Annotated in this window: 24 protein-coding genes and 1 tRNA gene; 15 read left to right on the plus strand and 10 right to left on the minus strand. The window is 72.9% G+C overall.

Features of this window, described 5'->3' with window-relative positions; all coding sequences use genetic code 11:
* Positions 1-28: 28 nt before the first annotated feature.
* Both ACFWBY_RS12700 and ACFWBY_RS12705 read right to left on the minus strand, forming a co-directional pair.
* Entirely contained in the window at positions 29-490 is a 462-nt protein-coding gene (locus tag ACFWBY_RS12700) for an SHOCT domain-containing protein (RefSeq protein WP_385332741.1), read from the minus strand.
* Entirely contained in the window at positions 490-879 is a 390-nt protein-coding gene (locus ACFWBY_RS12705) for a DUF6325 family protein (RefSeq protein ID WP_385332738.1), read from the minus strand. Before ACFWBY_RS12705 ends, ACFWBY_RS12700 begins: the two co-directional genes overlap by 1 nt.
* A gap of 125 nt (positions 880-1,004) precedes the next feature.
* On the opposite strand from ACFWBY_RS12705, the gene ACFWBY_RS12710 reads away from it, so the two are divergent.
* Genes ACFWBY_RS12710 through ACFWBY_RS12720 form a run of 3 tightly spaced genes read left to right on the plus strand, consistent with a single transcriptional unit; the run spans position 1,005 to position 4,319 of the window.
* Positions 1,005-2,375: an FtsW/RodA/SpoVE family cell cycle protein gene (locus ACFWBY_RS12710; RefSeq protein WP_385332735.1), complete on the plus strand. Its 1,371-nt coding sequence runs from the start codon at positions 1,005-1,007 to the stop codon at positions 2,373-2,375.
* Positions 2,372-3,832, plus strand: coding sequence for a penicillin-binding transpeptidase domain-containing protein (locus tag ACFWBY_RS12715; RefSeq protein ID WP_385332732.1), 1,461 nt, complete (start codon positions 2,372-2,374; stop codon positions 3,830-3,832). Before ACFWBY_RS12710 ends, ACFWBY_RS12715 begins: the two co-directional genes overlap by 4 nt.
* Before the next feature lie 43 nt (positions 3,833-3,875).
* Positions 3,876-4,319 carry a DUF3291 domain-containing protein gene (locus ACFWBY_RS12720; RefSeq protein ID WP_385332730.1) on the plus strand — a complete coding sequence of 148 codons (444 nt, stop codon included), beginning with the start codon at positions 3,876-3,878 and terminating at the stop codon, positions 4,317-4,319.
* Positions 4,320-4,344: 25 nt separating this feature from the next.
* Here ACFWBY_RS12720 and ACFWBY_RS12725 read toward each other — a convergent pair whose 3' ends face one another.
* Positions 4,345-5,463 carry a ferritin-like domain-containing protein gene (locus tag ACFWBY_RS12725; protein ID WP_385332728.1) on the minus strand — a complete coding sequence of 373 codons (1,119 nt, stop codon included), beginning with the start codon at positions 5,461-5,463 and terminating at the stop codon, positions 4,345-4,347.
* A gap of 225 nt (positions 5,464-5,688) precedes the next feature.
* Between ACFWBY_RS12725 and ACFWBY_RS12730 the strand changes: the two genes are divergently transcribed.
* The 3 genes from ACFWBY_RS12730 to ACFWBY_RS12740 all read left to right on the plus strand — a co-directional run bounded on the left by ACFWBY_RS12730 (position 5,689) and on the right by ACFWBY_RS12740 (position 7,725).
* Positions 5,689-6,630: a diiron oxygenase gene (locus tag ACFWBY_RS12730; RefSeq protein ID WP_385332725.1), complete on the plus strand. Its 942-nt coding sequence runs from the start codon at positions 5,689-5,691 to the stop codon at positions 6,628-6,630.
* Between the two features lie 74 nt (positions 6,631-6,704).
* On the plus strand, positions 6,705-7,421 hold the full coding sequence (locus tag ACFWBY_RS12735; RefSeq protein WP_385332722.1) for a TetR/AcrR family transcriptional regulator: 717 nt from the start codon (positions 6,705-6,707) through the stop codon (positions 7,419-7,421).
* Positions 7,422-7,431: 10 nt separating this feature from the next.
* On the plus strand, positions 7,432-7,725 hold the full coding sequence (locus ACFWBY_RS12740) for a hypothetical protein (protein ID WP_385332720.1): 294 nt from the start codon (positions 7,432-7,434) through the stop codon (positions 7,723-7,725).
* Positions 7,726-7,772: 47 nt separating this feature from the next.
* Here the strand turns inward: ACFWBY_RS12740 and ACFWBY_RS12745 are convergent, their stop codons facing one another.
* The 3 genes from ACFWBY_RS12745 to ACFWBY_RS12755 all read right to left on the minus strand — a co-directional run bounded on the left by ACFWBY_RS12745 (position 7,773) and on the right by ACFWBY_RS12755 (position 10,618).
* On the minus strand, positions 7,773-9,011 hold the full coding sequence (locus tag ACFWBY_RS12745; RefSeq protein WP_385332717.1) for a histidine kinase dimerization/phospho-acceptor domain-containing protein: 1,239 nt from the start codon (positions 9,009-9,011) through the stop codon (positions 7,773-7,775).
* Entirely contained in the window at positions 9,008-9,817 is an 810-nt protein-coding gene (locus ACFWBY_RS12750) for a hypothetical protein (RefSeq protein ID WP_385332714.1), read from the minus strand. The genes ACFWBY_RS12745 and ACFWBY_RS12750 overlap by 4 nt, the downstream gene beginning before the upstream one ends.
* A gap of 165 nt (positions 9,818-9,982) precedes the next feature.
* Positions 9,983-10,618: a hypothetical protein gene (locus ACFWBY_RS12755; protein ID WP_385332712.1), complete on the minus strand. Its 636-nt coding sequence runs from the start codon at positions 10,616-10,618 to the stop codon at positions 9,983-9,985.
* A 220-nt stretch (positions 10,619-10,838) separates the two neighbouring features.
* Here ACFWBY_RS12755 and ACFWBY_RS12760 point away from each other — a divergent pair, with 220 nt between their 5' ends.
* Positions 10,839-11,630 (plus strand): nuclease-related domain-containing protein, encoded by a 792-nt coding sequence (locus ACFWBY_RS12760; RefSeq protein ID WP_385332710.1) that lies wholly within the window; start codon positions 10,839-10,841, stop codon positions 11,628-11,630.
* A gap of 132 nt (positions 11,631-11,762) precedes the next feature.
* Here the strand turns inward: ACFWBY_RS12760 and ACFWBY_RS12765 are convergent, their stop codons facing one another.
* A complete protein-coding gene (locus ACFWBY_RS12765) occupies positions 11,763-12,920 on the minus strand; it encodes a Ku protein (protein ID WP_385332707.1) in 1,158 nt (385 codons plus the stop codon).
* Between the two features lie 31 nt (positions 12,921-12,951).
* On the opposite strand from ACFWBY_RS12765, the gene ligD reads away from it, so the two are divergent.
* The gene (gene ligD, locus ACFWBY_RS12770; RefSeq protein WP_385332704.1) at positions 12,952-13,836 is read left to right on the plus strand and encodes a non-homologous end-joining DNA ligase; all 885 of its coding nucleotides are present in this window, start codon (positions 12,952-12,954) and stop codon (positions 13,834-13,836) included.
* On the plus strand, positions 13,836-14,726 hold the full coding sequence (locus tag ACFWBY_RS12775; protein ID WP_385332816.1) for an ATP-dependent DNA ligase: 891 nt from the start codon (positions 13,836-13,838) through the stop codon (positions 14,724-14,726). The genes ligD and ACFWBY_RS12775 overlap by 1 nt, the downstream gene beginning before the upstream one ends.
* 41 nt (positions 14,727-14,767) lie before the next feature.
* Here ACFWBY_RS12775 and ACFWBY_RS12780 read toward each other — a convergent pair whose 3' ends face one another.
* Both ACFWBY_RS12780 and ACFWBY_RS12785 read right to left on the minus strand, forming a co-directional pair.
* A complete protein-coding gene (locus ACFWBY_RS12780) occupies positions 14,768-15,139 on the minus strand; it encodes a DUF6479 family protein (protein ID WP_385332702.1) in 372 nt (123 codons plus the stop codon).
* A gap of 111 nt (positions 15,140-15,250) precedes the next feature.
* A complete protein-coding gene (locus tag ACFWBY_RS12785; protein ID WP_385332699.1) occupies positions 15,251-16,234 on the minus strand; it encodes an XdhC family protein in 984 nt (327 codons plus the stop codon).
* A 287-nt stretch (positions 16,235-16,521) separates the two neighbouring features.
* Here ACFWBY_RS12785 and ACFWBY_RS12790 point away from each other — a divergent pair, with 287 nt between their 5' ends.
* The 3 genes from ACFWBY_RS12790 (at position 16,522) to ACFWBY_RS12800 (ending at position 20,774) form a co-directional block, all read left to right on the plus strand.
* Positions 16,522-17,199: a hypothetical protein gene (locus tag ACFWBY_RS12790; RefSeq protein WP_385332696.1), complete on the plus strand. Its 678-nt coding sequence runs from the start codon at positions 16,522-16,524 to the stop codon at positions 17,197-17,199.
* A 23-nt stretch (positions 17,200-17,222) separates the two neighbouring features.
* Positions 17,223-17,975 (plus strand): ATP-binding protein, encoded by a 753-nt coding sequence (locus ACFWBY_RS12795; RefSeq protein ID WP_385332693.1) that lies wholly within the window; start codon positions 17,223-17,225, stop codon positions 17,973-17,975.
* Positions 17,976-18,296: 321 nt separating this feature from the next.
* Complete coding sequence (locus ACFWBY_RS12800; protein WP_385332690.1) at positions 18,297-20,774, plus strand: helicase-associated domain-containing protein; 2,478 nt, start codon at positions 18,297-18,299, stop codon at positions 20,772-20,774.
* Between the two features lie 298 nt (positions 20,775-21,072).
* On the opposite strand, the gene ACFWBY_RS12805 is transcribed toward ACFWBY_RS12800, so the two are convergent.
* Positions 21,073-21,144 (minus strand) — tRNA-Arg (locus ACFWBY_RS12805).
* A 74-nt stretch (positions 21,145-21,218) separates the two neighbouring features.
* On the opposite strand from ACFWBY_RS12805, the gene ACFWBY_RS12810 reads away from it, so the two are divergent.
* The 3 genes from ACFWBY_RS12810 (at position 21,219) to lysA (ending at position 24,434) form a co-directional block, all read left to right on the plus strand.
* A complete protein-coding gene (locus ACFWBY_RS12810) occupies positions 21,219-21,722 on the plus strand; it encodes a response regulator (RefSeq protein ID WP_385332813.1) in 504 nt (167 codons plus the stop codon).
* 181 nt (positions 21,723-21,903) lie between these two features.
* Positions 21,904-22,971 (plus strand): ArgS-related anticodon-binding protein NrtL, encoded by a 1,068-nt coding sequence (nrtL, locus tag ACFWBY_RS12815; protein ID WP_385332687.1) that lies wholly within the window; start codon positions 21,904-21,906, stop codon positions 22,969-22,971.
* Positions 22,972-23,042: 71 nt separating this feature from the next.
* A complete protein-coding gene (lysA, locus tag ACFWBY_RS12820) occupies positions 23,043-24,434 on the plus strand; it encodes a diaminopimelate decarboxylase (RefSeq protein WP_385332684.1) in 1,392 nt (463 codons plus the stop codon).

Consider the following 24,434-nt stretch of genomic DNA (forward strand, 5'->3'; position numbering starts at 1 on the left):
GGGCGGCCGGCGGGGGAACCCGGCGCGGTCAGTCGGCCAGGAGGCGGGCCTTGGCCGCCGAGAACTCCTCCGGGGTCAGGAGGCCTTCGCGGGCCAGGGCGGCCAGCTGGGTGAGGTGGTCCGTCAGGTCGGCTCCGGGGGCGGCCGGTTCGGGGGCCCCCGAACCGGCGGACGGGACCGGGGACCGGCCCGGGGGCGTGCGGGAGGCGGCGGGGAAGCCGGTGGCGGCGGCCGGCTCCGGGACGCCCGGGGCGGTGACGTGGGTGCGGGCCGCGCCTTCCGGGGCCTGCGCGCCTGCCGGGGCCTGCGCGCCCTCCGGGGCCTGCGCGCCCTCCGGGGCGTGCGGGGCGGCCGGGGCGTGCGGGGCGGCCGGGGGCTGCTGGGCGGTGTCCCACACGTAGGCGCCGCGGGCCAGGATGCCGCGCAGCAGCGGGCGGCCCGGGAGGCGTTGGGCGGGGTTCACGATGGAGGCGATGGGGCGGATGAACATCAGGACACCCCCAGTCGGTCGGCCGGGAGGCGGACCGCGCCCGCGACCCGTCCGCCCGCCGCGCGGACGGCGATGGCGGCGTCCTCGGCCCAGACGTGCTCGATCACCAGGAGGAGGGCGCAGCTGCCGCGTTCCAGCAGGTCCGCCGACTCCCTGACGTCTTCCGGACCGATCAGCGGGGCCGCCTCCCGGTGGGCGAGCAGGCCCCGGAGTTCGACGAACTCGTCGAACTCCGCCGCCAGGACCTCGCCGGCCGCCGTCTTGGTGGCCACGAGTCCGTCGATCAGCCGTACCACCCCGGCCTTGCGCAGTCCCATCACCGCCTCGACCGCCGCCACCCGCAGCTGTTCCTCGGGAAAGGCCAGGACGATGAACTCCGCAGGTCCCATGGGGGGAGGCTCCTGATCCGCTGATCCGCTGATCCGTTACTTCGATTCCGACCGGTTCTGACGACTCTTCGGCACACTATGACATAAGCGGACATACGGCCTGTCTCCTTGCTACGTTTCCCCGTATGACCGCTCTGACGGCGAAGGCGGCGGAGCCCGTTCCGCCCCCGCCACCCGATGCCCGCGCCCCCAAGCGTCGCGGGGTCGAGCTGTCGCTCCTCACCGGCGCCGTCCTGATCGCCGTCCTCGGCCACCTCTACGTCGGCCTCGCCACCACCGGCCACATCCCCGGCCCGGCCGCGCACTACGCCGCCGGCCTCTCCGTCGCCGCGCTCGCCGCCCACCTCGCGGTCCGCCTGTGCGCCCCGTACGCCGATCCGCTGCTCCTCCCGATCGCCGTCCTGCTCAACGGTCTCGGACTCGTCCTCATCCAGCGCCTCGACGCCACCACCCCCGACCACCTCACCGCCGGGGACCAACTGCGCTGGTCGGCCCTCGGGGTGGCGCTCTTCACCCTCGTCGTCGCGCTGGTCCGCGACCACCGGGTCCTGCAGAGGTACGCGTACCTGTCCGTCGCGGTCGCGCTCGTGCTGATGCTGGTGCCCGTCTTCTTCCCGGCGGTGAACGGGGCGCACATCTGGATCAGGTTCGCGGGACTGTCCTTCCAGCCCGGGGAGTTCGCCAAGATCCTGCTCGCGGTGTTCTTCGCCGCCTACCTCGCCGCGAACCGCACCGCCCTCGCCCTCACCGGCCGCACCCTCTTCTGGAAGCTGAGGCTGCTTCCCGGCCGCGTCCTCGGTCCGATCCTCGCCATCTGGCTGCTCTCCGTGTGCGTGCTCGTCCTGGAGCGCGACCTCGGAACCTCGCTGCTCTTCTTCGGTCTCTTCGTCATCATGCTCTTCACCGCCACCGGCCGGATCGGCTGGATCGCCATCGGGCTGCTGCTGGCCGCCGTGGGCGCCTACGCGGTCGGGACGTTCGAGCCGCATGTGAACAGCCGCGTGGAGGACTGGCTGAATCCTTTCGCCTCCATCGAACGCGGCGACGGCCCCGGCCAGCTCGCGCAGTCCCTCTTCGCCTTCGGAGCCGGCGGCCTCCTCGGCGCCGGCCTCGGCCACGGCCAGTCCTTCCTCATCGGCTTCGCCGCCAAATCGGACTTCATCCTCGCCACCGCCGGAGAGGAGCTCGGCCTCGTCGGCCTCACCGCGATCCTGCTCCTGTACGGGCTTCTCGTCGCCCGGGGCTTTCGCGCCGGACTCGCGGTGCGCGACCCCTTCGGCCGGCTCCTCGCCACCGGACTCGCCTCGATCGTCGCGCTCCAGGTGTTCGTCATCGCGGGCGGAGTCACCGGCCTGATCCCGCTCACCGGCATGGCCATGCCGTTCCTCGCGCAGGGCGGCTCCTCCGTCGTCACCAACTGGATCATCGTCGCGCTCCTCGTCCGGCTCAGCGACAGCGCCCGCAGACCCCGGCCGGCCGGAGGGGGCGGCGAGTGATCCGCTACATCCGCTGGTGCGCCTGGTTCTGTGCCCTGCTGCTCGTCGCCCTGCTGGTCAACGTGGCCCGCGTGCAGGTCTGGGAAGCCTCCGCCTACGGCGCGAACCCGGCCAACAAGCGCCCCGCCATCGAGCGCTACGCCGAACCGCGCGGCGACATCACCGTCGACGGCCGCCCCGTCACCGGCTCCCGGGACAGCCGTCAACTGCTCCGCTACGAGCGCACGTACGCGAACGGCCCGCTCTATGCACCCGTCACCGGTTTCTCCTCCCAGACGTACGGGACCAGCTTCCTGGAACGCTCCGAGGACCCGGTCCTCTCCGGCACCGCCCCCGGGCTGTCGGCCTTCCCGCTCTGGTACGAGCTCTCGCGCGGGCGCCCCGGCGGCGGCGACGCCGTCACGACGGTCCGGGCGGACGTGCAGCGGGCCGCCTACACCGGTCTCGCCGGCAAGCGGGGCGCCGTCGCGGCCGTGGAACCGGCCACGGGCAGGATCCTCGCCCTCGTCAGCAGCCCCTCCTACGACCCGGGGTTGCTCTCCGGTACGGGGCCGCGGGTGAAGGAGGCCTGGGAGAAGCTCAACGCGGACCCCGCCCGGCCGATGCTCAACCGCGCGCTGCGCGAGACGTACCCGCCCGGCTCCACCTTCAAGATCGTGACGGCGGCGGCCGCCCTGGACGCCGGAGTGGTCACCGACGTGGACGCGCCGACCCGGACCCCGGACCCCTACCCCCTGCCGGGTACGAGCACCCTGCTCCCGAACGCGGGGACCGGCTGCGCCGACGCCTCGATGGCGGACGCGGTGCAGTGGTCCTGCAACACGGTGATGGCGAAGATCGGCGTACAGGTCGGACTGCGCGGGATGACGCGGGCGGCGCGGCGGTTCGGCTTCAACGACGACGGGCTGCGCGTGCCCGCCTGGGTGTCGCGGTCGAACTTCGACACCGACATGAGCCCCGACCAGCTGGCCCTGTCCTCGATCGGGCAGTTCAACACCACGGCCACGCCGCTGCAGATGGCGATGGTGGCGGCGGCCGTCGCCAACGGCGGGGAACTCAAGGCGCCCTATCTGGTGGAACGCACGACCCAGGACGACGGAGACCCGGTCCGCCGCGCCGACCAGCGCAGTCTCGGCCGGGCCATGAGCCCGCCGACCGCGTCCCGGTTGCAGGAGCTGATGGTGAAGGTGGTGGAGAACGGCACCGGCAGGAACGCGGCGATCGAGGGAGCCGTCGTGGGCGGCAAGACCGGGACCGCCCAGCACGGCGTCGGCAACGCGGGCACCCCGTACGCCTGGTTCATCGCCTGGGCCAAGCCGCAGGACGGCCGGCCCCCGGCGGTCGCGGTGGCCGTCGTCGTCGAGGACGCCTCGGCCGTCCGCGGGGACATCAGCGGCAACGGCGCGGCCGCGCCGATCGCCCGCGCGGTGATGGAGGCGGCGCTGTCCACCCCCTGAAACGGCCGACGGGGAGGTCTCGTTCCCTGATAACCGTAGGGGAATGACCCACGAACTCGCACAGGTGAACATATCCAGGCTCAAGTACCCCTTGGAATCCCCGGAATTGGAGGACTTCGTCGACGGCCTCGACCACGTCAACGCGGTTGCGGACGCGGCGGAGGGCTTCGTCTGGCGGCTGGAGGGCGAGGGGGGCGACGCCACCGACGTGGCGGTCTTCGACGACGAGTGGATCATCATCAACATGTCGGTGTGGCGGGACGCCGCATCCCTGAACGCCTTCATGTACGCCGGGCGCCACCGGGAGCTGATGGCCCGCCGCCGCGAGTGGTTCGAGCAGGTCCGGGAGGCCATGACGGCCTTGTGGTGGGTCCCGTCGGGGGAGCGCCCCACGGTCGCGGACGCCGAGGAGCGCCTGCTCCACCTCCGGGAGCACGGCCCGACCCCGTACGCGTTCACCCTCCGCGAGCAGTTCGCGCCGGCTTAGGCCGTCTTTTTCGGACCTTGCCGGGCTAGGCCGTTTCTGCCGGAGCCGCTCCCTGCGCGATGGTCTCGGCCACCTCCGCCACCCGCCGCTCCTCCTCGGCCGCGAACCGCTCGCGGTCGAGGGCCTCGGCGATCTCCTCGTCCTGGCTCATGAGCAGGTCCAGGTTGGAGTTCCCCATATCGAAGACGCCCATGTCGAGGTAGGCCTTCTGCAGTCGCCCGCCCCACAGGCCGATGTCCTTCACGCACGGCACGATCCGGCTGAACAACAGCCTGCGGAACAGCGCCAGGAACTCCGACCGCTCGCTGAGCTCCTCCGACTCCTTGCGCGAGATGCCGAAGTTCTCCAACACCTCCACCCCGCGCAGCCGGTCCCGCATCAGGTAGCAGCCCTCGATCACGAACTCCTCGCGTTCGCGCAGCTCGGCGTCCGACAGCTGTTTGTAGTAGTCGCGCAGCGCCATCCGCCCGAACGCCACGTGCCGCGCCTCGTCCTGCATCACGTAAGCGAGGATCTGCTTGGGCAGGGGCTTGCCGGTGGTGTCGCGGATCATGCCGAAGGCGGCCAGCGCCAGCCCCTCGATCAGCACCTGCATGCCCAGGTACGGCATGTCCCAGCGGGAGTCGCGCAGGGTGTCGCCGAGCAGCCCCTGCAGGCTGTCGTTGATCGGGTAGAGCATCCCGATCTTCTCGTGCAGGAACCGCCCGAAGACCTCTGCGTGCCGGGCCTCGTCCATGGTCTGCGTGGCGGAGTAGAACTTCGCGTCCAGGTCCGGCACCGACTCGACTATGCGCGCCGCGCACACCATCGCGCCCTGCTCGCCGTGCAGGAACTGGCTGAAGTTCCAGGCGCTGTAGTGCCGGCGCAGCTCTCCCCTGTCCCGCTCCGTGAGCTTGGCCCAGTGCCGGGTGCCGTGCAGCGGCAGCGCCTCGTCCGGGGTGCCCATGGGATCGTGCGGGTCCACCTCGAGGCCCCAGTCGATGCGCTTGGCGCCGTCCCACTGCTTGTCCTTGCCCTTCTGGTACAGGGCCAGCAGGCGTTCGCGGCCTCCGTCGTACTCCCAGCTGAACCGGGCGTTGCCGGTGGCGGGGACCGGCCAGACGGACTCGCCCGGATCGTTCGTGTAGAGCTCGTGCGTCGACACTGACGCCCCCTCGTCTCACGTACTCGCGTACAGGACAGGCACGTTGGGAGCCGGGTGATGGCCCTCGCGCTCCCGCTGGCAGCGTCACACGTTGGTAGACGCGGGGTCAACAAGTCGTGCGCGGGGGATTGACGGTCTTGCTGACAAGCAGTCTCATAAGCGGTGAACGCAGGCGACCACCGCCGGCGCCCCCACCGGCAACCCACTCGTGAGGTGTCCGAAGCCATGACGACCGTGACCGACAGGGCGGAGCCGCGCAGGGAACTGCGCGACGCGCTCGGCCCGCTCAAGGACCGCGAACAGATAGCCGAGCGACTCCTCGAATCCTCGGTCAAGCACTCCTTCGACCCCGACAAGGAACTCGACTGGGACGCCCCGCCCATCGACGGCAAGTACTACTGGCCGCCCGAGCTGCTCTCCCTCTTCGACACCCCGCTCTGGAAGAAGATGGGGGAGGAGCAGCGCATCGAGCTGTCCCGCCACGAGGCGGCGGCCCTCGGCTCGCTCGGCATCTGGTTCGAGATCATCCTCATGCAGCTGCTCGTCCGGCACGTCTACGACAAGCCCCTGACCAGCAATCACGTCCGCTACGCGCTCACCGAGATCGCCGACGAGTGCCGCCACTCCATGATGTTCGCCCGCATGATCAAGACGGGCGGCGCCCCCGAGTACCCGGTCTCCCGCGCCAACCACAACCTCGCCCGCGTCCTCAAGACCATCTCCACCACCCCCGGCTCCTTCGCCTGCACCCTCCTCGGCGAGGAGATCCTCGACTGGATGCAGCGCCTGACCTTCCCGGACGAGCGCATCCAGCCCCTCGTCCGCGGAGTCACCCGCATCCACGTCATCGAGGAGGCGCGCCACGTCCGCTACGCCCGCGAGGAACTGCGCCGCCAGATGCTCACCGCCCCGCGCTGGGAGCAGGAACTCACCCGCATCAGCTGCGGCGAAGCCGCCCGCGTCTTCTCGGTCGCCTTCGTCAACCCCGCGGTCTACGACAACATCGGCATCGACCGGCGCGAGGCGCTCGCCCAGGTCAAGGCCAGCGGGCACCGCCGGGAGGTCATGCAGACGGGCGCCAAGCGGCTCACCGACTTCCTCGACGACATCGGGTTGCTGCGCGGGGTCGGCCGCAAGCTCTGGAAGAGCTCGGGACTCCTCGCCTGAGGGTCCCTCGCGCCGAGCGCCCGCACCTGAGGACTTCTCGCCTCAAGGACGACGGGTGCGGCTACCCTGCGGACATGACAGCCGTACGGGCGTACCGCAGGATGAGCGTCGAGGAGCGGCGGGCCCAGCTCCTCGACGCCGCCCTGACGCTGTTCGCGCACCGGGCGCCCGAGGACGTCTCGCTCGACGACGTGGCCGAGGCCGCCGGCGTCTCGCGGCCCCTGGTCTACCGCTACTTCCCCGGCGGCAAGCAGCAGCTCTACGAGGCCGCCCTGCGCTCCGCCGCCGACGTCCTGCGGCTGTGCTTCGCCGAACCCCAGGCCGGCCCGCTGACCCAGCGTCTCTCCCGGGCGCTGGACCGGTACCTGGGCTTCGTCGACGAGCACGACACCGGCTTCTCCGCCCTCCTGCAGGGCGGCAGCGTGGTGGAGACCTCCCGTACGACCGCCACCGTCGACGGCATCCGACGGGCGGCGGCCGAGGCGATCCTCTTCCACCTCGGCGTACCGGACCCGGGCCCCCGCCTGCGGATGATGGTGCGTACGTGGATCACGGCGGTCGAGGCCGCCTCGCTGATCTGGATCGACGAGGGCAAGCAGCCGGAGACCGACTCGCTCCGGGACTGGCTCGTGGACCAGTTCATCGCCCTCCTCACCGCGACGGCCGCCACCGACCCCCAGACGGCCGCGGCGGCCCGCGCCGCCCTCGCACTCGAATCGGCGGACGGCCCGGTCGGGGTCCTGGCCCGCCGGGTGATCCCCGTGGTCTCCGAGGCGGCGCACCTGCTGTGAGACTGGAGGGGTGAGAAGCCAACCCACCCCCTTCGAGGGCGGCCCGATGAACGGCCGGACCCTCCCGATCCTCCTCGGCCCGACCGGCCACCCGCCGAAGTGGTACGAGATCCCGGTGCCGGACCCGGACGGCGGAGCCCCGACGGTCCTGCTGTACGAGCGGATCCCCGCCGGGTACTCGAAGCGCCTGCGCCTGCAGAAGGGCTGGAAGTACGCCTACGCCCCGGACGCCGTCAAGCCGAAGCTCCGCTGGCCGTGGACGAAGCCGACCCCGCCGGCCCCGCCCGCTCCGCCGGCGGCCTGAGGGCCACGGGCGGGCCGGGCCCGCCGCGTCACGCCGGGCCCGCCGCATCACGCCATTGAGGCCTCGACCAGGGTCAGGACCGCCTCCGCGCCGCCCTCCCCGTCCGCCGCCTGCCGGAACACCAGGTTCGCCCCGATGGCCGCCGCCTGGCCCACCGCGATCGTCAGCCCCAGCCCGTGGCCCTTGCCGCCCCCGGTCCGGAACCGTTGCGGCCCGTGCTCCACCAGGTAGTCGGGATAGCCGTCGCCGTGGTCCCGCACCGTCACCACCGGGCCGTCCACCGTCATCACCACCGGGGCCCGCCCGTGCTTGTGGGCGTTGGCGACCAGATTGCCGAGCACCCGCTCCAGGCGCCGCCGGTCCGTCTCCACGTGCGCGTCCCGCACCACGACCACCTCCGCGGCCGCCCCCGAAGCCCGCACCACCCGCCGCGTGAGACGGCCCAGCTGGTGCAGATCCGTCTCCACCACCTCGCTGCCCGAGTCGAGCCGGGAGATCTCCAACAGGTCCTCGGTGAGCTGGCGCATCGTGCGGACCCGCTCCTGCACCAGCTCCGTCGCCCGGCTCTGCGGCAGCAGTTCCGACGCCGCCTGCAGTCCGGTGAGCGGAGTGCGCAGCTCGTGCGCGACGTCCGCCGTGAACCGCTGTTCGCTCTGCAGCTTCGCCTGCAGGCTGCCCGCCATCGTGTCCAGCGCCGCCGCCACCGTCGCCACCTCGTCCTGGTGCCGCGAGGGGTCCTTGGTGCGCGGGTCGCCGACCCGCGCGTCCAGATCGCCCTGGGTGATCCGCCGGGCCACCGTCGCCGTCTGGTGCAGCCGCCGCGTCACGCGCGTCACGGCGAAGGCGCCCATCAGCAGGGTGCCGCCGATCGCCAGCACCGAGGATCCGATGATCGCGTTGTCCAGTCCGCTGATCGTCCGCGCGCTCTGCCCGTAGTCGACGGCGGTGGCCAGTGCCTTTCCGTCGGCGGGAGCCGCCGCCCACATCACGTCGTCCGCCACGAGCGTGCCGCGCTGTCCGGACAGGGCCAGCGCCCGCAGCTCCTCGGGCAGGCCGGCCGGATCCAGCCCGGACTCGGGCGGCAGCACCTCGCCGGCCTCGTAGGCGCGCGAGGCGTCGTGCAGCTTGGCGAGCGCCTTCTCCCGGGCGGTCGCGACGGTCTGCCGGGTCACCTCCACGTGCACGAGCACACCCAGCACCGCCGCGAGCGAGCAGCACATCACCACGATGAAGCAGGCCGACTTCCAGGTCAGCGTGGCCGTCCACGCAGGCAGCCGGACCCTCACGGCGACGCCCCGGCCGGGCCGGGCCGCGCCGGGCTGCTCGCGCCCGCACTCGGACCCGTACCCCTGCCGGTGCCCGCGTCCGGAGTCGCCGGAGCGGGGCTCGGGCCGGCCGGGTGCACGCGGACGATCTGCTCGCGCGAGGGGAGCATCGAGCGCTGCGTCCCGTCCCAGGACCAGGTGGTGTTCACCTCGTAGCCGGCGTTGCCGCTCGGGACGCGCAGGATCACGTCCTGCCCGGCGAGCTCGACGGACACGACCGTTTCCGTGGTCGCCATGATCCGGTTGAGCCGGCCCTCGGCGTCCGCCGTGTACACGCGCACGGACATCTGCCGGTCCGGGTATTCGATGCCGACGATGAGCTCGTCCTTGCCGTTGCCGGTGAGGTCCCGGTAGTACGGCGTCAGGACCGGGCACTTCGTGGGATCGGCTCCGTCCGCTCCGCACGCCGCGATCGCGTCGGCCGTCTCCTCGGGCATCCCGTCCGGCCCGGTCTTGAGGTCCGGACGGGCGCGCAGCTCCGCCTGGACGAGGGTCACCGGGTCGATCGAGTGCACGTTCTGGTCCACGACGGGCGGGATGCCGGGGACGTACTCGGGCGGGGCGCCCCCCGGGTCGGCGGGGGGTACGACGGCCCCCTCGCGCCCGGGCCACAGGTGTACGGGCCCGCTCGCGGTCGGAGTCGGGCCGGCGTCGACCAGTCCGCCGGCGTCCCCGCAGGCGGCCGCGAGCGGCAGCAGGAGGGCCACCAGCAGCCAGGCGGCGCGGCGGCGGCCTCGCCGGCCACGACCGGGGGGATCCGAGCTCACCACCCGTACGTCCTCCTCTTCGTGACCTGCCGTGCCCGTCCACAGTAAGCAGAGGCGCATCGTTTCCGCCCGTGCGGCGGGCCGGGCGGGGCGCGGCCCCGGACCCGGTGAGAGCCGGACACCGTCAGGGAACGAGGTCCTGCGTCGCCCGGAGCGGGCGAGGGCCTACGCGTCCGTGCGCCCCCGGCGAAGCATCGCGAAGCCCAGCCCCGCGGCGCCGACCGCCGCGATGCCGCCGCCCGCCGCGAGCAGCAGCACGCCCTCACCGGGGTCGTCGGCCAGGTTCCGCAGGCCCAGCGCCTCGACGGGGCCGTCGCCCGCGCGCACGGGCTCCCGTGCGGAGGCCGGGGCCGGATCGCCGGCCGGAACGGCCACGCCGTCCCGGCCGGCGGTCTTGTACCCGGCGCTGTCGACGGCATGACCTCCGCCCTCCGCCTTCTCCCCGGCCCAGGAGCTGAGGCGGCCGTCGGACCGCAGCGCGAGGCGCATCCGCCCCGCCTCGCCGAAGCCGGTGGCGCCGTCGCGACTGCTCAGGGTGGCGGTCCTCGAACCGTCGGGGCCGAGCACCTCGGCCTCGTAGGCGCCCTTGGCGACGCGGTACACCTTCGCCGTGGAGACGCCGTCCGCGAGGGAGACGCTCTTGACCAGGGTCCGCGCGGGCACCGCGGCCCGAGCGGAGGAAGCGGCCGGAATTCCCTCGGCCAACGCAGCGGCCGTCGGGAACGCCAGCAGGGTGCCCGCACACACGGCCACGGCGGCGGCGCGTACGGCGGTGCGGCGGCTGCGGCTCACGGAGTTCACGGGGAGTCCTTCGGTGCAGGTCAGGCCCTGGGCCATCCAGGTGGGACCAACGTATGCACCGGCCGTTGCGGTAACGCGATGCTTTTGTAACAGCCACGCGGCAGCGACCCGACGGAACCGTTACACACCGCCGGCGCCCGGCCGGTCCGCCCACGGGACACCACCGGGGGATTGCCGCCGCGCGCCCGGCCTGCTCCCATGGACGGCGGGGGTGAGGCCGATGGCTTCGCGGGGACTGAAGGTGCTGCCGAGCGGCCGGCCGGGCCGCGGTCGGCTGTTCGTGAACCTGCCGGACGGACGGGCGGTGGCCTGGTACGACCGGCGGGCCAACCGGATCAGCGTGCTGGCGGAAGAGCGGCGGGAGGAGATCCTTACGGTCCTGCGCCCCTACCTGACGGGGAACGTCGCGATCGGCCCGCCACCCGTCCCCACGGCCGCCGACCTGCTCCGCCTCGCCCTGCCGCCCGACGAGGACCTGGCCCCGAACCGCCCGGGTGAGGCGCTGCTCGGCGAGATCACCCACGGCTCCGCCGGCACCCGGGCCCGCCACCGGCTGCGCCAGGAACTGGCGGCACGGCAGCGGATGGGCGAGGTACTGGACGCGCTCGCGGAGACCGGCGACTGGCGGGTCCTGCACTCCATCACCGGAGTCGCCGACCACCTGGTGATCGGCCCGCCGGGGGTCTTCTGCGTCCACACGGTCCAGGGCCGCGGCCACCGCGCGGTGGCCGGGGACCTCCTCCTCACGGTGGGCCGCACCGAAACCCGCCCGGACCCGCGCACGTCCCGCCGCGCTGCGGTGTACGCGACCCGCGCCCTGTCGGCGACGGTGACCCCGGTCCTCGCCGTGGTGGACGCCACCCGCCTGGACGTGACCCCCACCCTGCGCGACGTCCGGGTCCTCACCCCCACGACGGCAACGACCTCCCTGACCCGGTCAGCGACCACCCTCAAACCTCCGGACGTCGAGGCCCTCTTCACCACGGCCCGCGACCGCCGCACCTGGCACTGACCCGCCCCGCCTCCGCCGGCCCCCCGCTCCCGAGCCGCGTCTGGCGCAGCGGCAGCCCTGCCCGCCGCCGGGCCGGGCGGAGTCCGGGGAACGGGCGAAGGGCGGGGAGGGATGAGCCCCGCAGGGCACGGTTCAGGCGGAGTTCCGCTTGCGGGGCGTCGCCGCCTTCTTCGCGGCGGCCCCGCGCCCGCCGCCGCCCGCCGCCGACTTCGTCGCCCCCGCCTTGCCCGAGGTCGTCTTCTTCGCGGCGGCCGCCGAGGTCGTCTTCTTCGCGGCGGCCGCCGACTTCTTCTTCGCCGCGGCGGACGCCGACGCCGTCGACTTCTTCCCGCCGCCACCGCCCCCCGCAGCCGCCGCGGACGACGCCGTCGACTTCTTGCCCCCCACCGACTTCGGCGCAGCCGCCCCCGCCCCGGCCTTCGCCCGAGCCGCAGTCTTCCGCCGGATCGGCGTGACCTCCGCGTCCGCTCCCTGCTCCGCCCCGTCCGGCGACGACCCCGTCCCCGCCCCCGACCGGGACGCCTTCGCCGCACGTACGCTGTTCTCCAACGCCGCCATCAGGTCGATGACTTGGCCCCCGCCCTCGACCGCGGGAGCAGTCGCCACCGGCTGGCCCCCGCCCGCCTTGGCGGCGACCATCGCCTCCACCGCCTCCCGGTAGTCGTCGTGCAGGGAGTCCATCTCCACTTCCCCCAGCGTCGCCATCAGCGCGTCGGCCAGGTCCAGTTCGGCCTCCCGCACCGACACCGCGCCCTCGGGCGCCACCCCCTCCGGCACCCGGATCTCGTCCGGCCACAGCAGCCCGTGCATCGCGATCACGTCGTCGACGACCCGCAGCATGCCCAGCCGTTCCCGCCCCCGCAGCGCGTACTTCGCGATCGCGACCTTCCGGCTCCGTTTCAGCGCCTCCCGCAGCAGCGTGTAGGGCTTGGCCGCCGTCGCCCCGCTCGCCGCGAGGTAGTACGCCGAGTCGATCTGCAGCGGATCGATCTCGTCGGCCGGCACGAACGAGACGATCTCGATCGTCTTGGCCGTGGCGATCGGCAGCTGCGCCAGGTCCTCATCAGTGATCGGGATGACGGACCCGTCCGCTTCCTCGAACCCCTTGCCGATCTCGGCGGTCGACAGCTCTTCACCGTCCAGCTCGCAGACCTTGCGGTAGCGGACGCGTCCGCCGTCGCTCACATGGATCTGGCGGAAGGAGATCGAGTGGCTCTCGGTGGCGTTGACGAGCTTGATCGGAATGCTGACCAAGCCGAAGGAGATGGCCCCGTTCCATATGGATCGCACGGTTCCTCCTGTTTCGTGGCAATCTCATCGTATGACGCCGATCACCATGGTGGAGGGGCGTCGCATCGCGCTCAGCAATCTCGACAAGGTCCTGTACCCCGAGACCGGCTTCACCAAGGGCGAGGTGCTGCACTACTACGCCACCGTCGCGCCTTCGCTGCTGGCCCACATCCACGACCGGCCGGTGTCGTTCCTGCGCTATCCCGACGGCCCGGCCGGCCAGCTCTTCTTCACGAAGAACCCGCCGCCCGGCACCCCCGACTGGGTGAAGACCACCCCGGTTCCCCGCTCGGAGGACCTCCGGGCCGAACAGGTGGTCGTCGCGGACATGGCCACCCTCATGTGGTCCGCCAACCTCGTCGTCGAGTTCCACACCCCCCAGTGGCCGGCCGGCGCCCCCGCCCTCGCCGACCGGCTGATCCTCGACCTCGACCCCGGCCCGCCCGCCACCTCCGTCGAGTGCTGCGCCGTCGCCCTGTGGCTGCGCGACCGGCTCACCGCCGACGGCCTGCACGCCTGCGCCAAGACCTCCGGCTCCAAGGGCGTCCACCTGGCCGTGCCCCTGGAGCCGACCCCCTCCGAGCAGGTGTCGGCGTACGCGAAGTCCCTCGCCCAGGAGGCCGAGCGCGAGCTCCCCGACCTCGTCGTGCACCGGATGAACAAGGCGCTGCGCCCCGGCAAGGTCTTCGTCGACCACAGCCAGAACGCCGCCGCCAAGACCACGGCCGCGCCGTACACGCTGCGCGCCCGCACCCTGCCCACCGTCTCCGCCCCGGTCTCCTGGGAGGAGGTCGCGTCCTGCCGGGACCCCTCCGACCTGGTCTTCCTCGCCGATGACATCGTGCCGAGGCTGGAGCGCGACGGCGATCTCTTCGGAACCCTGCTCCGCCCCGACCGGGCCGGGCGGCTCCCGTGATCACCGTCGCGCTCGCCACGGCCGTACGGACCCTGCCGCGCGGGCCCGGTCTCGCGTACGAGCCGAAGTTCGACGGCCACCGCATGGTCGTCGTGCGCACGGTGGAGGGGGTGGCCCTGCAGGCCCGATCCGGCCGCATCGTGACCCGCGCCTTCCCCGATCTCGCCGCCGCCGCGCTGCTTCTGCCCGCCGGGACCGTGCTCGACGGGGAGGTGGTGGTCTGGCACGCGGGCCGCACCGAGTTCGCGCTCGTACAGCGCCGCGCGGCGGCCGCCTCCGCCGCGCGTGCCGCCGTACTGGCGCAGACGCTGCCGGCCTCGTACGCGGCGTTCGACGTCCTGGAGCTCGCCGGGCTGGACCTGCGCGCCCGGCCGTACGAGCGCCGGCGCGCGCTCCTCGTGGACCTGCTGCTGCCGCTGGGGCCGCCGCTCCAGCCGGTGCCGATGACGACCGACCCGGAACTGGCGGCGACCTGGTACGAGACCCTGCCTGCCAGCGGTATCGAGGGCCTGGTCGTCAAACGGCTCGACCAGGCCTACCCGGCGGGCAAGCGCGCCTGGCAGAAGCTGCGGCACACCAACGTCCACGACGCGGCGGTGGTCGGTTACACGGGCACCGCGCGCCGACCGCTCGCCCTCGTCCTGGTCCTGCCGGTCGGGGACGAGACCCCGCTGGTGTCGAGCCCGCTCACGGCGGCGCTACGGGCCGAGGTGGCGGCCGTCGCGGCCGCCCGGGCCCCGGCGGCAGCGGCCGAGGGCGCCACCGTCACGGCCATCGGACTCGGAGAGGTCCCCTTCCGCCCGCTGGACCCGCCGCTGACGGCCGAGGTCCGCCACGCCTCGACCCGCCACCCGCCGCCGGAGGTGCTGCGGCTGCGCACAGACCTGTGACCTGCGCGGAAGGACGCGTAAGGCTCCGTGCCGGGCGGAGCTCAGGGCTGCGGACGGTGCGGGTGCGGTCCCGGCTCCCCGGGACCCTCATACCCGGACTCCCGTTCGGCCCTGACCTCCTCGGGGTGGCTGGAGGTGGTGGAGCCGAAGTTCCCGTAGCCCTGCATCTCGTGCGGGCGCAGGCCGCCCTCGGGGATCTCCACGGGGTCCCGCTCCTCGCGCACCTCGAGGACCGCACCGCCTTCCGGCAGGTGGGGCTGGCTCTCGGTCGTGGGCGGCGGGGGCTCATCGGCGCGAACCCGCTGGCCGAGCTTGAAGCCGCCGAGGAGGACGCCGACCACGGCGAGCCCGACGATCAGGAACCAGGCGATGTCGGTGAGGGTTCCGTCCAGCGCGATATGGGTCAGGGACATGTCCATACATCCCATTTTCCCGTTTTCGGCTTACTTCACCCGTTCAAAGGCCGATCGGGTGCAATCCTCCTCCGTCCTACAAGGGGGCCGGTCCGCTGGAGACGGGCCCCGCTACCCCCTCAGCGGGCCGTCCCCCTCCCGCACTCCGCGGGCCTCCCTGCCCCCGAGCACCGCCAGGATCTCGGCGCAGATCGCCAGCGCGGTCTCCGCCGGGGTCTGGCCGCCGAGGTCCAGGCCGATCGGCCCGTGGACCGCCCCCAGCCGCGCCTCGCTCACCCCGGCCGCGGCCAGCCCCTCCCGGCGCCGCGCGGTCGTCTTGCGGGACCCCAGCGCACCGACGTACGGAATCCCGAGCGCGAGCGCGGCGCGCAGCGTCGGCACGTCGAAGTCCGGATCATGGCTGAGCATCGCCAGGCAGGCGGCATCCCGCCGCGCCTCCAGCAGCTTCTCCGCCTCCGGGAAGGAGTCGACCTTGCCGACGTCCCAACCGAGCAGCCGGGCCTGCGCCTCGAGGACGTCCGCGAGCTCCCCGGTCCCGCCGATGACGACGTAAGGGGCGGACGGGTACGCCTCCACGAGCACCAGCCCGGAACCCCCGTACAGCGCGTCCCGGCCCGGCCGCCGCGAGCCCAGCAGCTCGCCGGCCCGCCGCTCGGCATCGGTGGAGGGAGCCTCCGCCCCCCGCGCCACGACACTGACGGCCCGGTCCGCCCGCTCGTTGAGCCGGGTCACGAGCGCCACCCCGACCCCCTGCCCCAGCAGCTCCCACCACTCGGAGGGAACCGCGCTCAGCGGCTGCAACAGCACCTCGGCCTGCCCGCCGCACGTCAGCTTCGCCTCGACCGCCTCACCCGCGCCGACGGACACCTCGCAGACCCGCGCCGTCTCCCCGGGCCCCATCGCGGCGGCCTCGGCGGCCAGCTCGGCGTCGAACACCCCCCGGTACAGGGCCCCGACGCACTCCCCGCCCGCCTCGACGAGCACGGCCCCGGCCGGATCGCGCGGCCCGAACCCCTGCTCGGTCACGGGCCGGGCCAGGAACCCGGCCCGCCCCTCGGCCACCCACCGCCGCGCCGTCTCCACCAAGTCACGCATCCGCGCCGCCCCATCCTCATCGTCAGAGCACGCCACAAAGCACCTGGTCAGCGGCGCAGAGTGGCCTCCCGCCCAACCTACGCAGCCCGACCCCCCGACCCCACCCCCCAAAACCCACAGACCCACCCCCACGTCCTTCGTACGGACCACCGGAACGCGGCGCCGCGACCGCCGCCGCCGAAGCGGAGGAGGTACGCCCCGGACGACCCCTGCCGCCGTCACCGTGACGGCGGCCGGACGTGCCGCTCGCGCCCGCACCTGAGGGCGGCGACCCCTAGGCTGGCGGGGTGAACACCACCATGCCGTTGCTCCCCGATGCGAACTCGTTCCTCGCCCGGGCGGAAGAACGGGGCGCCCCGCTGGACGCGCGGGTGACCGAGGCCGTCATCGGCCTGCTCGTGCTGGCCGAGGCGCGCTGCCGGACCGGCCTGCCCGAGCCCACGGAGGAGCTGGTCGAGGAGCTCCTGTGTGTTCTGCTCCCGCTGTACGTCAGCGCCACGGAGGATGAACTGCCCGGCTTCGTGGCAGCGTTGGTCGCGCTGGCCGACCACACGCGCGAGGCCGGCCGCCTCAATGCCAAGCGGCACGCGAAGTTGGTGGCTCGCGTGCACGAACTGGCCGGGGAATTCGCCCAGGTGATGACGAGCCCACAGCGCCTCACGTGGTCGCGGCTCTACGGGAACCTGATGCGCGCCGCCGGCGTGGACGTCATCGATCCCCGGGCCGTACGCGGCTGGCTGGAGGCGTTCGCCGCCCGCCCGCACTCCGAGCGGAACGCCGCCCTCGGCTTCGCCTCCTCCTCGAACGGACCGCCGCTCGCTCGTCGGCCGTACGACCTACGGCACACCTGCATCACCAACTGGCCGAACGCGGGGCGGTCGCCGAGTTCGCCCGCCGTGCCGGCAACTCACCGGAGGTCATCCACCGGCGATACGAAGGCTGTATCGACGGCCACGAAGAGCTGAACAACGCGAAGATCGCGAAGGCGATGGGGCTGCCGTGGCTGGTCGAACAGGACGGTGTCGAGGGGGCGCTGCAGACGGTCTGGGACCGACACCTGTCCGCCAAGCCCGTCCTGTTGATCCCGGTCGGCAGTGACATGTCGGTGATGGAGGCGCTGCAGTCCTATGGCCGCCCCTTCTTCGGCCGGGCGGCCAAGATGACCGTACAACCGCTGCATCTGGCCGATGTGCAGGCGATGACCGGCCTTGACGCGGCGGAAGCGGTGGACGCGCTGCTGATCACCGGAGGGTTCCCGGAGATCGTTCAGTCCTGGCCGCCGGGGATGGGCCGCCGAGACTTTCTGCGCGAGGCTGTGTCCAACCCGCTTGCCCCGCTGTTGGTGGCGGGCGAACTGTCGCTGCTGGGGGAGTTTCCCGAGGCGTCCCACTCGCGCGCGATCCTGGAAGCTGTCGGCAGTGGCGAGCGGACCTTCTCCACCATTGCCGCACAAGCCGGTGGTGCCGGCGCGCTGCCCTCGGGCACGCTGTCTCCGCTGCTGGCCAAGCGAGTCCTGGCCGCTGACCTGCCGCTCTCGGTCAAGGCGGACGGCAAGAACAAGCGCTATCGCGTCGCTGCCCGACGAGATGTGGCCGCAGACGGAGGCGGTCGGGGGCTGGTGGAACCGGCAGAACAACCCGGAGATCGACCTGATCGGAGCCGACCGCGAACCCGTGGCGGGGCAGGTTCACTTCATCGGCTCGGTGAAGTGGCTGGAGTCGCAGCCGTTCGGCCGACGTGAGTACGACGCCCTGGTACGAGACGTGCTCGCCGTGCCCGGTGCCGGGCCGGACACGGCGCTGGTTGCGGTGTCCCGTTGCGATGTCGAGGACGGTCTCCCTCTTGCGGCGCATTGGGGTCCGGAGGGCCTTGTCCGTGCCTGGCGGTAGCCGGGGAAACCGCCGGGGTGGTCATGGTGATGTACCTGCTTCGGGCGCCCAGTTGCGGGAGACATCGACCGCATTCTCAGAACCTTCCGGACGTCGAAGCCCCTTTGCGCGGCGGCGAGGTGACGGGCCCGGTTCACCCCCGCGGGGTGACCGGACGGCGCTAGCCTGGCCGGGTGAATGCGCGTACCGCCCTTGTGAAATGGCTGGGAACCCTGGATCCTCAGCGACTGACCGCGTTGCTGGAGGAGCGGGATCTGCCGCTCGCCGCCGGGTACCGACGGATCACCACCCTCCGCGAGCTCGCCGAACACTTGCTCACCGACGAGTCGGTGGGCCAGGGCCTGATGGCGGGCACCGCCGGAGAACTGGAATTGCTCGCTTCCATCGCCGCCCTTGCTCTGGAGCGGCACGGCCCCGTAGCCGGTGGCGAGGCCGAGGATGGGCCCCGGTATCCCTGGCAACAGCGGAAGCCCGTTCCCCCGGTGGAACCCGCGGACCGATTGGTGCCTGAACGGGACGTACTGTCCTGGTTCGAGCCGGGGGAGAAGCGGCAGCGGGCGGAACACACACTCACCCGACTGCGGGAGCGCGCGCTGTTGCTCCCCGCACCCAAGGGCCGACTGGCGCTCCCGCCACTGCTGCACGTCCGCGCCGCCGGGTTCGACGGTTACGGGCGTACGGCCGACCGGCTGCTGACCACCGCCTACAACGCCGCCGAGGTCAAGCGGATCGCCGCACACCTCTTCGGCGAGGGCGCGGCCCGTACCCGGGACCAGGCCCAGGAACTGATCACCGCTCTGCTCGCCGATCCCGCCCGGGTGCGGGCACTGGTGGCGGACGCCCCGGTCCGGGCGCTGGAGCTGCTGGACCACCTGGTACCCGGCCCGCCGCTGCTGCGGACCCACTGCTTCGTCGGCCGGTACGGGTCGCAGTACGCGGGCCCGGACGCCAAGTACGTCTTCCGGGAGGGCGGCAGCGGCGACGAGGGCACCGACTGGCTGGCCGGGCGCGGACTGCTGATCCCCTCCGGCCTCGACCTGGTGGAACTTCCGTACGAGGTCGCCCGTGCGCTCCGCGATGAGGGCGCGGCGCCCAGCCCCCGGCTGGAACCGGAGCCGTTCACCGCCACCGCGCCGCTGCCGTCCGGCTGGGAGGGCGAGGGTGGCACGGCCGCCGCGGCGGCCGCCTGGCGGGCCGAACTGGTACTGCGGGCGCTGGCCGCCCAGCCGGTCGCGATCCGCAAGGCGGGCGGGATCGCCGTACGGGACACCCGGCGGCTGGCCAAGGCGGCCGGGGCCGATGAGGCCGGCACCCGGCTGTGGCTGGACCTCGCGGTGAACGCCGGACTGGCCGCGCCCCGGGACGACGAAGCGGCCCCCGCTTCCCGCGGCCGCCGGAACCTCAAGGCCCCCAAGCCCTCCGCCCGGCTGTTGCCGAGCGACCGCTACGACGCCTGGGCCGCCGCTCCGCCCGCGGGCAAACTGCTGTCACTCCTGGCCGCCTGGGCCGTGGTCCCCGCAGTACTCAGCCACTGGCCGGACCCCGACGAGACCCCGGTCGCGCTCATCAGTCCGCAGGACGAGGACGCCGTGACCCTCCGCACCGGGGTCCTACGAGCGCTCGCCGTCCTCCCCGACGGACACGGGCTGACCGCGAACGCGCGCGGATACACCGAACTGCTCTCCCTGGCCGCATGGTTCCAGCCCGCCCTGCGCGCTCACCTGGCCGCAGACGCCACGGGGGAGCTGACCGGCCTGGACGGAGTCCTCGACCGCATGGCGGCCACCCTGACAGAGGCGGCCCTGCTCGGCGTGGTGGCCCACGGCGCGCTCACCCCCGCCGGGCGGGCCCTGTGCCGGCTGCTGGAGGCGGGAGCCGCCCACCAATACCCGGCAGTGCCCGGCGCGGGCGCCGACCCGTCCGCCCGCGGCTCGGAGGGCCTGGGCGAAGACCTCGCCCTCCGCCCCACCCTGGCGAAGGCGGTGACCACCCTCCGCGAGGAGCTGTACGCAGCGCTGCCCGAGCCCAGCGACAAGGCCCGGTTCCAGAGCGACCTGACCGCCACGGTCACCGGCGCGCCCGCGCCCGCCCTCGCCGACCTGCTCTCCGCCGTCGGCGACATCGAGTCCGAGGGTCACGCGGTGGTCTGGCGCACCACCGCAACCTCCATCCGCCGGGCCCTGGACGCCGGCTGGAGCGCGGACGAACTCCTCGACCGCCTCACGGCGGCAAGCGAGCGCGACACCCCCCTCCCCCAACCACTGGCCTACACGATCAAGGACACCGCCCGCACCCACGGACAACTCAAGGTCGTCCGCTCGGCCTGCTGCATCCGCTCGGACGACACCGGGCTCATCGCCGAAGTAGCCCAGGCCCGCGGCCTGATCAGACTCCGCCTGCGCCGGATCGCCCCCACCGTCCTGATCTCCACGGCGCCCCCCGAGGAGACCCTCACCGCCCTGCGCGCCGCCGGCTACGCCCCCGTTCAGGAGGCCGAGACCGGCACCACGCTCCTCGACCGCGCCCCCACCGACCGTGCACCGAGCCTCCTGCCCACCCTGGACCAGGCTCACGCGGACCACGCTGAACAGACCCGAGGCATTCCCGCGAGCGCCCGCCTACTGGCCGCCACCCTCACCTCGGGCGGCTAGGAGGCGCGCGTCAGACGTCGACGCCGGCGCCGCGTCCACCGCACAGGGAACCGGGGCGACAGAGGTGGCCAGGCCTGGGCAGCCAGGGCGAGCGGGCGCCGGCGGCCTGTCGAGAAGGCTGTGGGTCCGGTCGGCGGCGCTGGGCGTCACCGACCTGGACTGGTGAGGACTCACACGCCCCTCACGCGGTACCGGTGCGTGACAACGACAAAGGCCCGGACTCAGTGGGACTGAGTTCGGGCCTTCATGCTTGGCACTTCAGCTGGTCAGCGTGTTGATCGCGTTGTTCCGGCTGGAGTGCCCCCGGCAGGATTCGAACCTGCGCACACGGCTCCGGAGGCCGTTGCTCTATCCCCTGAGCTACGGGGGCGTGTCGTCGGTGTTGCTGCGACGGGTTGAACACTACCAGCTTCCGGACGGTGATCAGGAACTCGTTTGTGGGGGATACGGGGGGTGGGTCGCCCGGACGGGGTGGAAGTGGCAAAAACCCGGACGCGGGGGCCGGGGCCGACCTACTCTCGAGTTGTGTCGGGCGCCTCGGGCCGGGTGCTTGTTGTCGATGACAACAAGGTCATCCGGCAGCTGATCAGGGTCAATCTCGAGCTGGAGGGCTTCGAGGTCGTGACCGCGAACGATGGTGTCGAGTGTCTGGACGTCGTGCACCACGTACTTCCCGACGTCATCACCCTCGATGTGGTCATGCCCCGCCTCGACGGCTTCGGGGCGGCCGCGCAGTTGCGGGCCGATCCCCGGACGCGGCACCTGCCCGTCGCGATCGTGAGCGCCTGCACCCAGTACGAGGTCGAGGCCGGGATCGCCGCCGGAGTGGACGCCTTCCTCGCCAAGCCCTTCGAGCCCGCCGAGCTGGTGCGGGTCGTGCACCGGCTCATCGAGCGCCGCGACCGCAGGGAGCGGGAGGGCGCTCCCGCCGGCAGAGGCCGCGGGTGAGGGGGACGGTGAGGACGCTTGTGCGGGCACGGCTGCGCGGGTGCGTGTGCGGGGGATTTTTCCTCCGTCCGTGGGTGCGCCCGGCTGTTCTTCCGGTTGTCCTCTCTATGGGTCGCGGCCCCTCTGTTCACATGGCGAAACCCTTCGCGTGACGCGGGGGCTTCTCGCCTAGGCTGGGCACGTGACCCCCGCTGACCTCTCCCGTGTCGTCGTGCGCGCCGTGCGCTGCGCCGTCGAGGACGGGGAGCTGCCCGCCGCGGTGGTCGTTCCCGAGCGGGTCGTCGTCGAGCGGAGCCGGCCCGGGGGAGTGGGCGATTACGCCTCTCCCGTCGCGTTCCGCGTGGGGAAGGCTGCTGGGCTCGCACCCCGTCGAGTGGCCGACGTGCTCGCCCCGCGGCTGGCCGCGCTTCCCGGGATCGAGCGGGTGGAGGTCACCGGCGCCGGGTTCCTGAACTTCGTGCTCGCCGCGCGTCCCGTCGGCGAGCTGGTCCACAGCATCCGCACGCGCGGGGTGCGCTACGGGTTCGCCCCCGACGGGGAAGTGCGCGAGCGCGTCGTACGGGACGCCGTGCAGCGGATCGTGCACAGCCAGGGCCACCGGGCGGACGGCGGGCCCGCCGAAACCGCCCCCGTCGCACCCGCCGCCCCCGTCGCACTCGCCGCCCCGGTCGCCCCCGTCGCCAAGCGGGACGGCGACGTGCTCCGCGCCTACGGGCCCGACGCCGCCGCCTGGGCGATGCTCTGCGTTCCCGGACACGAGACCCCCGGCTTTCCCGCGTGGCTGCTCGTGCAGGACGAGTCCAACGAGTTCTTCCGAGTGCGGTACGCCCACGCCCGGGCCCGGGCCCTGACCCGTAACGCCGAACAGCTCGGGTTCGGCGCCGAGCCGGGCCGGCTCGACGGCGACGGCGACGATTATGGCGACGTCTACGACTACGGCGACGACTACGGCGACGGCGACGGCGACCGTGGACGTGACGCCGACGGCGTCGGCGCGCTGCTCCGCGCGCTCGCCGACTACCCCCTCGTACTCGAGGCCGCCGCGCACCACCGTGCGCCCGAGCGGCTCGTCAGGCATCTCGTCGTGCTGGCCGACGCCCTGCTCGACTTCCAGTACCGCGTCCTGCCCAAGGGGGACGAGAAACCCTCGGCCGCCCATCGCGCCCGGCTGGCTCTTGCCGAAGCCGCCGGGACGGTGCTGGCCGGCGGCCTGGCCCTCCTCGGCATTGACGCACCCGACCACCTGTGATGCCTGTGACGCGATGTGATTCGATGTGATTCGCCCGCGATCCGGATGATTTGCGAAGAGAGAATGCCGAGATGAGCCGTTCCGCACACCCCGCCGGGCCCCGCCATGCCGATGTCCTGCCCGAGGGCCACTACTCCCCGCCGCCCGCCGATCTCAACGTGCTCGACGAGAAGGTCTGGGCGCGGACGGTGGGCCGGAACGCGGACGGTGTCGTGACCGTGGGCGGGATCGAAGTCACCAAGCTCGCCGAGGAGTTCGGGACGCCCGCCTACTTCCTCGACGAGGAGGACTTCCGGGCCCGCTGCCGCGCCTGGGCGCACGCCTTCGGGCCCGGCGCCGACGTGTTCTACGCCGGGAAGGCGTTCCTCTCCAAGGCCGTCGTGAAGTGGCTGCGGGAGGAGGGGCTCAACCTGGACGTGTGTTCCGGCGGCGAGCTCGCCACCGCGCTGGCCGCCGGGATGCCGGCCCACCAGATCGCCTTCCACGGCAACAACAAGTCGACCGGCGAGATCACCCGCGCCATCGAGGCCGGCGTCGGGCGGATCGTGCTCGACTCCTTCCAGGAGATCGCCCGCGTCGCGCACATCGCCCGCGAGTTCGGCGTACGCCAGCCCGTGCAGATCCGGGTGACGGTCGGCGTCGAGGCGCACACCCACGAGTTCATCGCCACCGCGCACGAGGACCAGAAGTTCGGGATCGCCGTCGCCGACGGGTCCGCCGCGGAAGCCGTACGGCGCGCGCTGGGGCACGACAGCCTGGAGCTGCTCGGCGTGCACTCCCACATCGGTTCGCAGATCTTCGACATGGCGGGCTTCGAGGTATCGGCCAAGCGGGTCGTGCGACTGCTCGCCGCCGTGCGCGACGAGCACGGGGTGGAGCTGCCCGAGATCGACCTCGGCGGCGGGCTCGGCATCGCCTACACCTCCGGGGACGATCCCCGCGAGCCGCACGAGATCGCCAAGGCCCTGCACGAGATCGTCGCCCGCGAGTGCGAGGCGGCCGGCCTGCGCGCCCCGCGGATCTCCGTCGAGCCCGGACGGGCCATCGTCGGCCCGACCGCCTTCACCCTCTACGAGGTCGGCACGATCAAGCCCCTCGACGGGCTGAGGACGTACGTCTCCGTCGACGGCGGCATGTCCGACAACATCCGCACGGCCCTCTACGACGCCGAGTACGCCGTCACCCTCGTCTCGCGGACCTCCGACGCCGAGCCCATGCTCGTCCGCGTCGTCGGCAAGCACTGCGAGAGCGGCGACATCGTGGTCAAGGACGCCTTCCTGCCCGCGGACCTCGCTCCCGGGGACCTCCTCGCGGTCCCGGCCACCGGCGCCTACTGCCGCTCGATGGCCAGCAACTACAACCACGCGCTCCGCCCGCCCGTCGTCGCCGTGCGCGGCGGCGAGGCCCGTGTCATCGTCCGCAGGGAGACGGAGGAGGATCTCCTGCGCCTCGACCTCGGCTGA

Source organism: Streptomyces sp. NPDC060049 (genome assembly GCF_042736715.1).
GTDB lineage: Bacteria > Actinomycetota > Actinomycetes > Streptomycetales > Streptomycetaceae > Streptomyces.

Excerpts from the sequence above, each read along its gene's own strand:
- ACFWBY_RS12700 (WP_385332741.1), bottom strand. The coding sequence starts at position 490 with ATGTTCATCCGCCCCATCGCCTCCATCGTGAACCCCGCCCAACGCCTC.
- ACFWBY_RS12705 (WP_385332738.1), bottom strand. The coding sequence starts at position 879 with ATGGGACCTGCGGAGTTCATCGTCCTGGCCTTTCCCGAGGAACAGCTG.
- ACFWBY_RS12710 (WP_385332735.1), top strand. The coding sequence starts at position 1,005 with ATGACCGCTCTGACGGCGAAGGCGGCGGAGCCCGTTCCGCCCCCGCCA.
- ACFWBY_RS12720 (WP_385332730.1), top strand. The coding sequence starts at position 3,876 with ATGACCCACGAACTCGCACAGGTGAACATATCCAGGCTCAAGTACCCC.
- ACFWBY_RS12730 (WP_385332725.1), top strand. The coding sequence starts at position 5,689 with ATGACGACCGTGACCGACAGGGCGGAGCCGCGCAGGGAACTGCGCGAC.
- ACFWBY_RS12735 (WP_385332722.1), top strand. The coding sequence starts at position 6,705 with ATGACAGCCGTACGGGCGTACCGCAGGATGAGCGTCGAGGAGCGGCGG.
- ACFWBY_RS12760 (WP_385332710.1), top strand. The coding sequence starts at position 10,839 with ATGGCTTCGCGGGGACTGAAGGTGCTGCCGAGCGGCCGGCCGGGCCGC.
- ligD (WP_385332704.1), top strand. The coding sequence starts at position 12,952 with ATGACGCCGATCACCATGGTGGAGGGGCGTCGCATCGCGCTCAGCAAT.
- ACFWBY_RS12780 (WP_385332702.1), bottom strand. The coding sequence starts at position 15,139 with ATGTCCCTGACCCATATCGCGCTGGACGGAACCCTCACCGACATCGCC.
- ACFWBY_RS12785 (WP_385332699.1), bottom strand. The coding sequence starts at position 16,234 with ATGCGTGACTTGGTGGAGACGGCGCGGCGGTGGGTGGCCGAGGGGCGG.
- ACFWBY_RS12795 (WP_385332693.1), top strand. The coding sequence starts at position 17,223 with ATGGGGCTGCCGTGGCTGGTCGAACAGGACGGTGTCGAGGGGGCGCTG.
- lysA (WP_385332684.1), top strand. The coding sequence starts at position 23,043 with ATGAGCCGTTCCGCACACCCCGCCGGGCCCCGCCATGCCGATGTCCTG.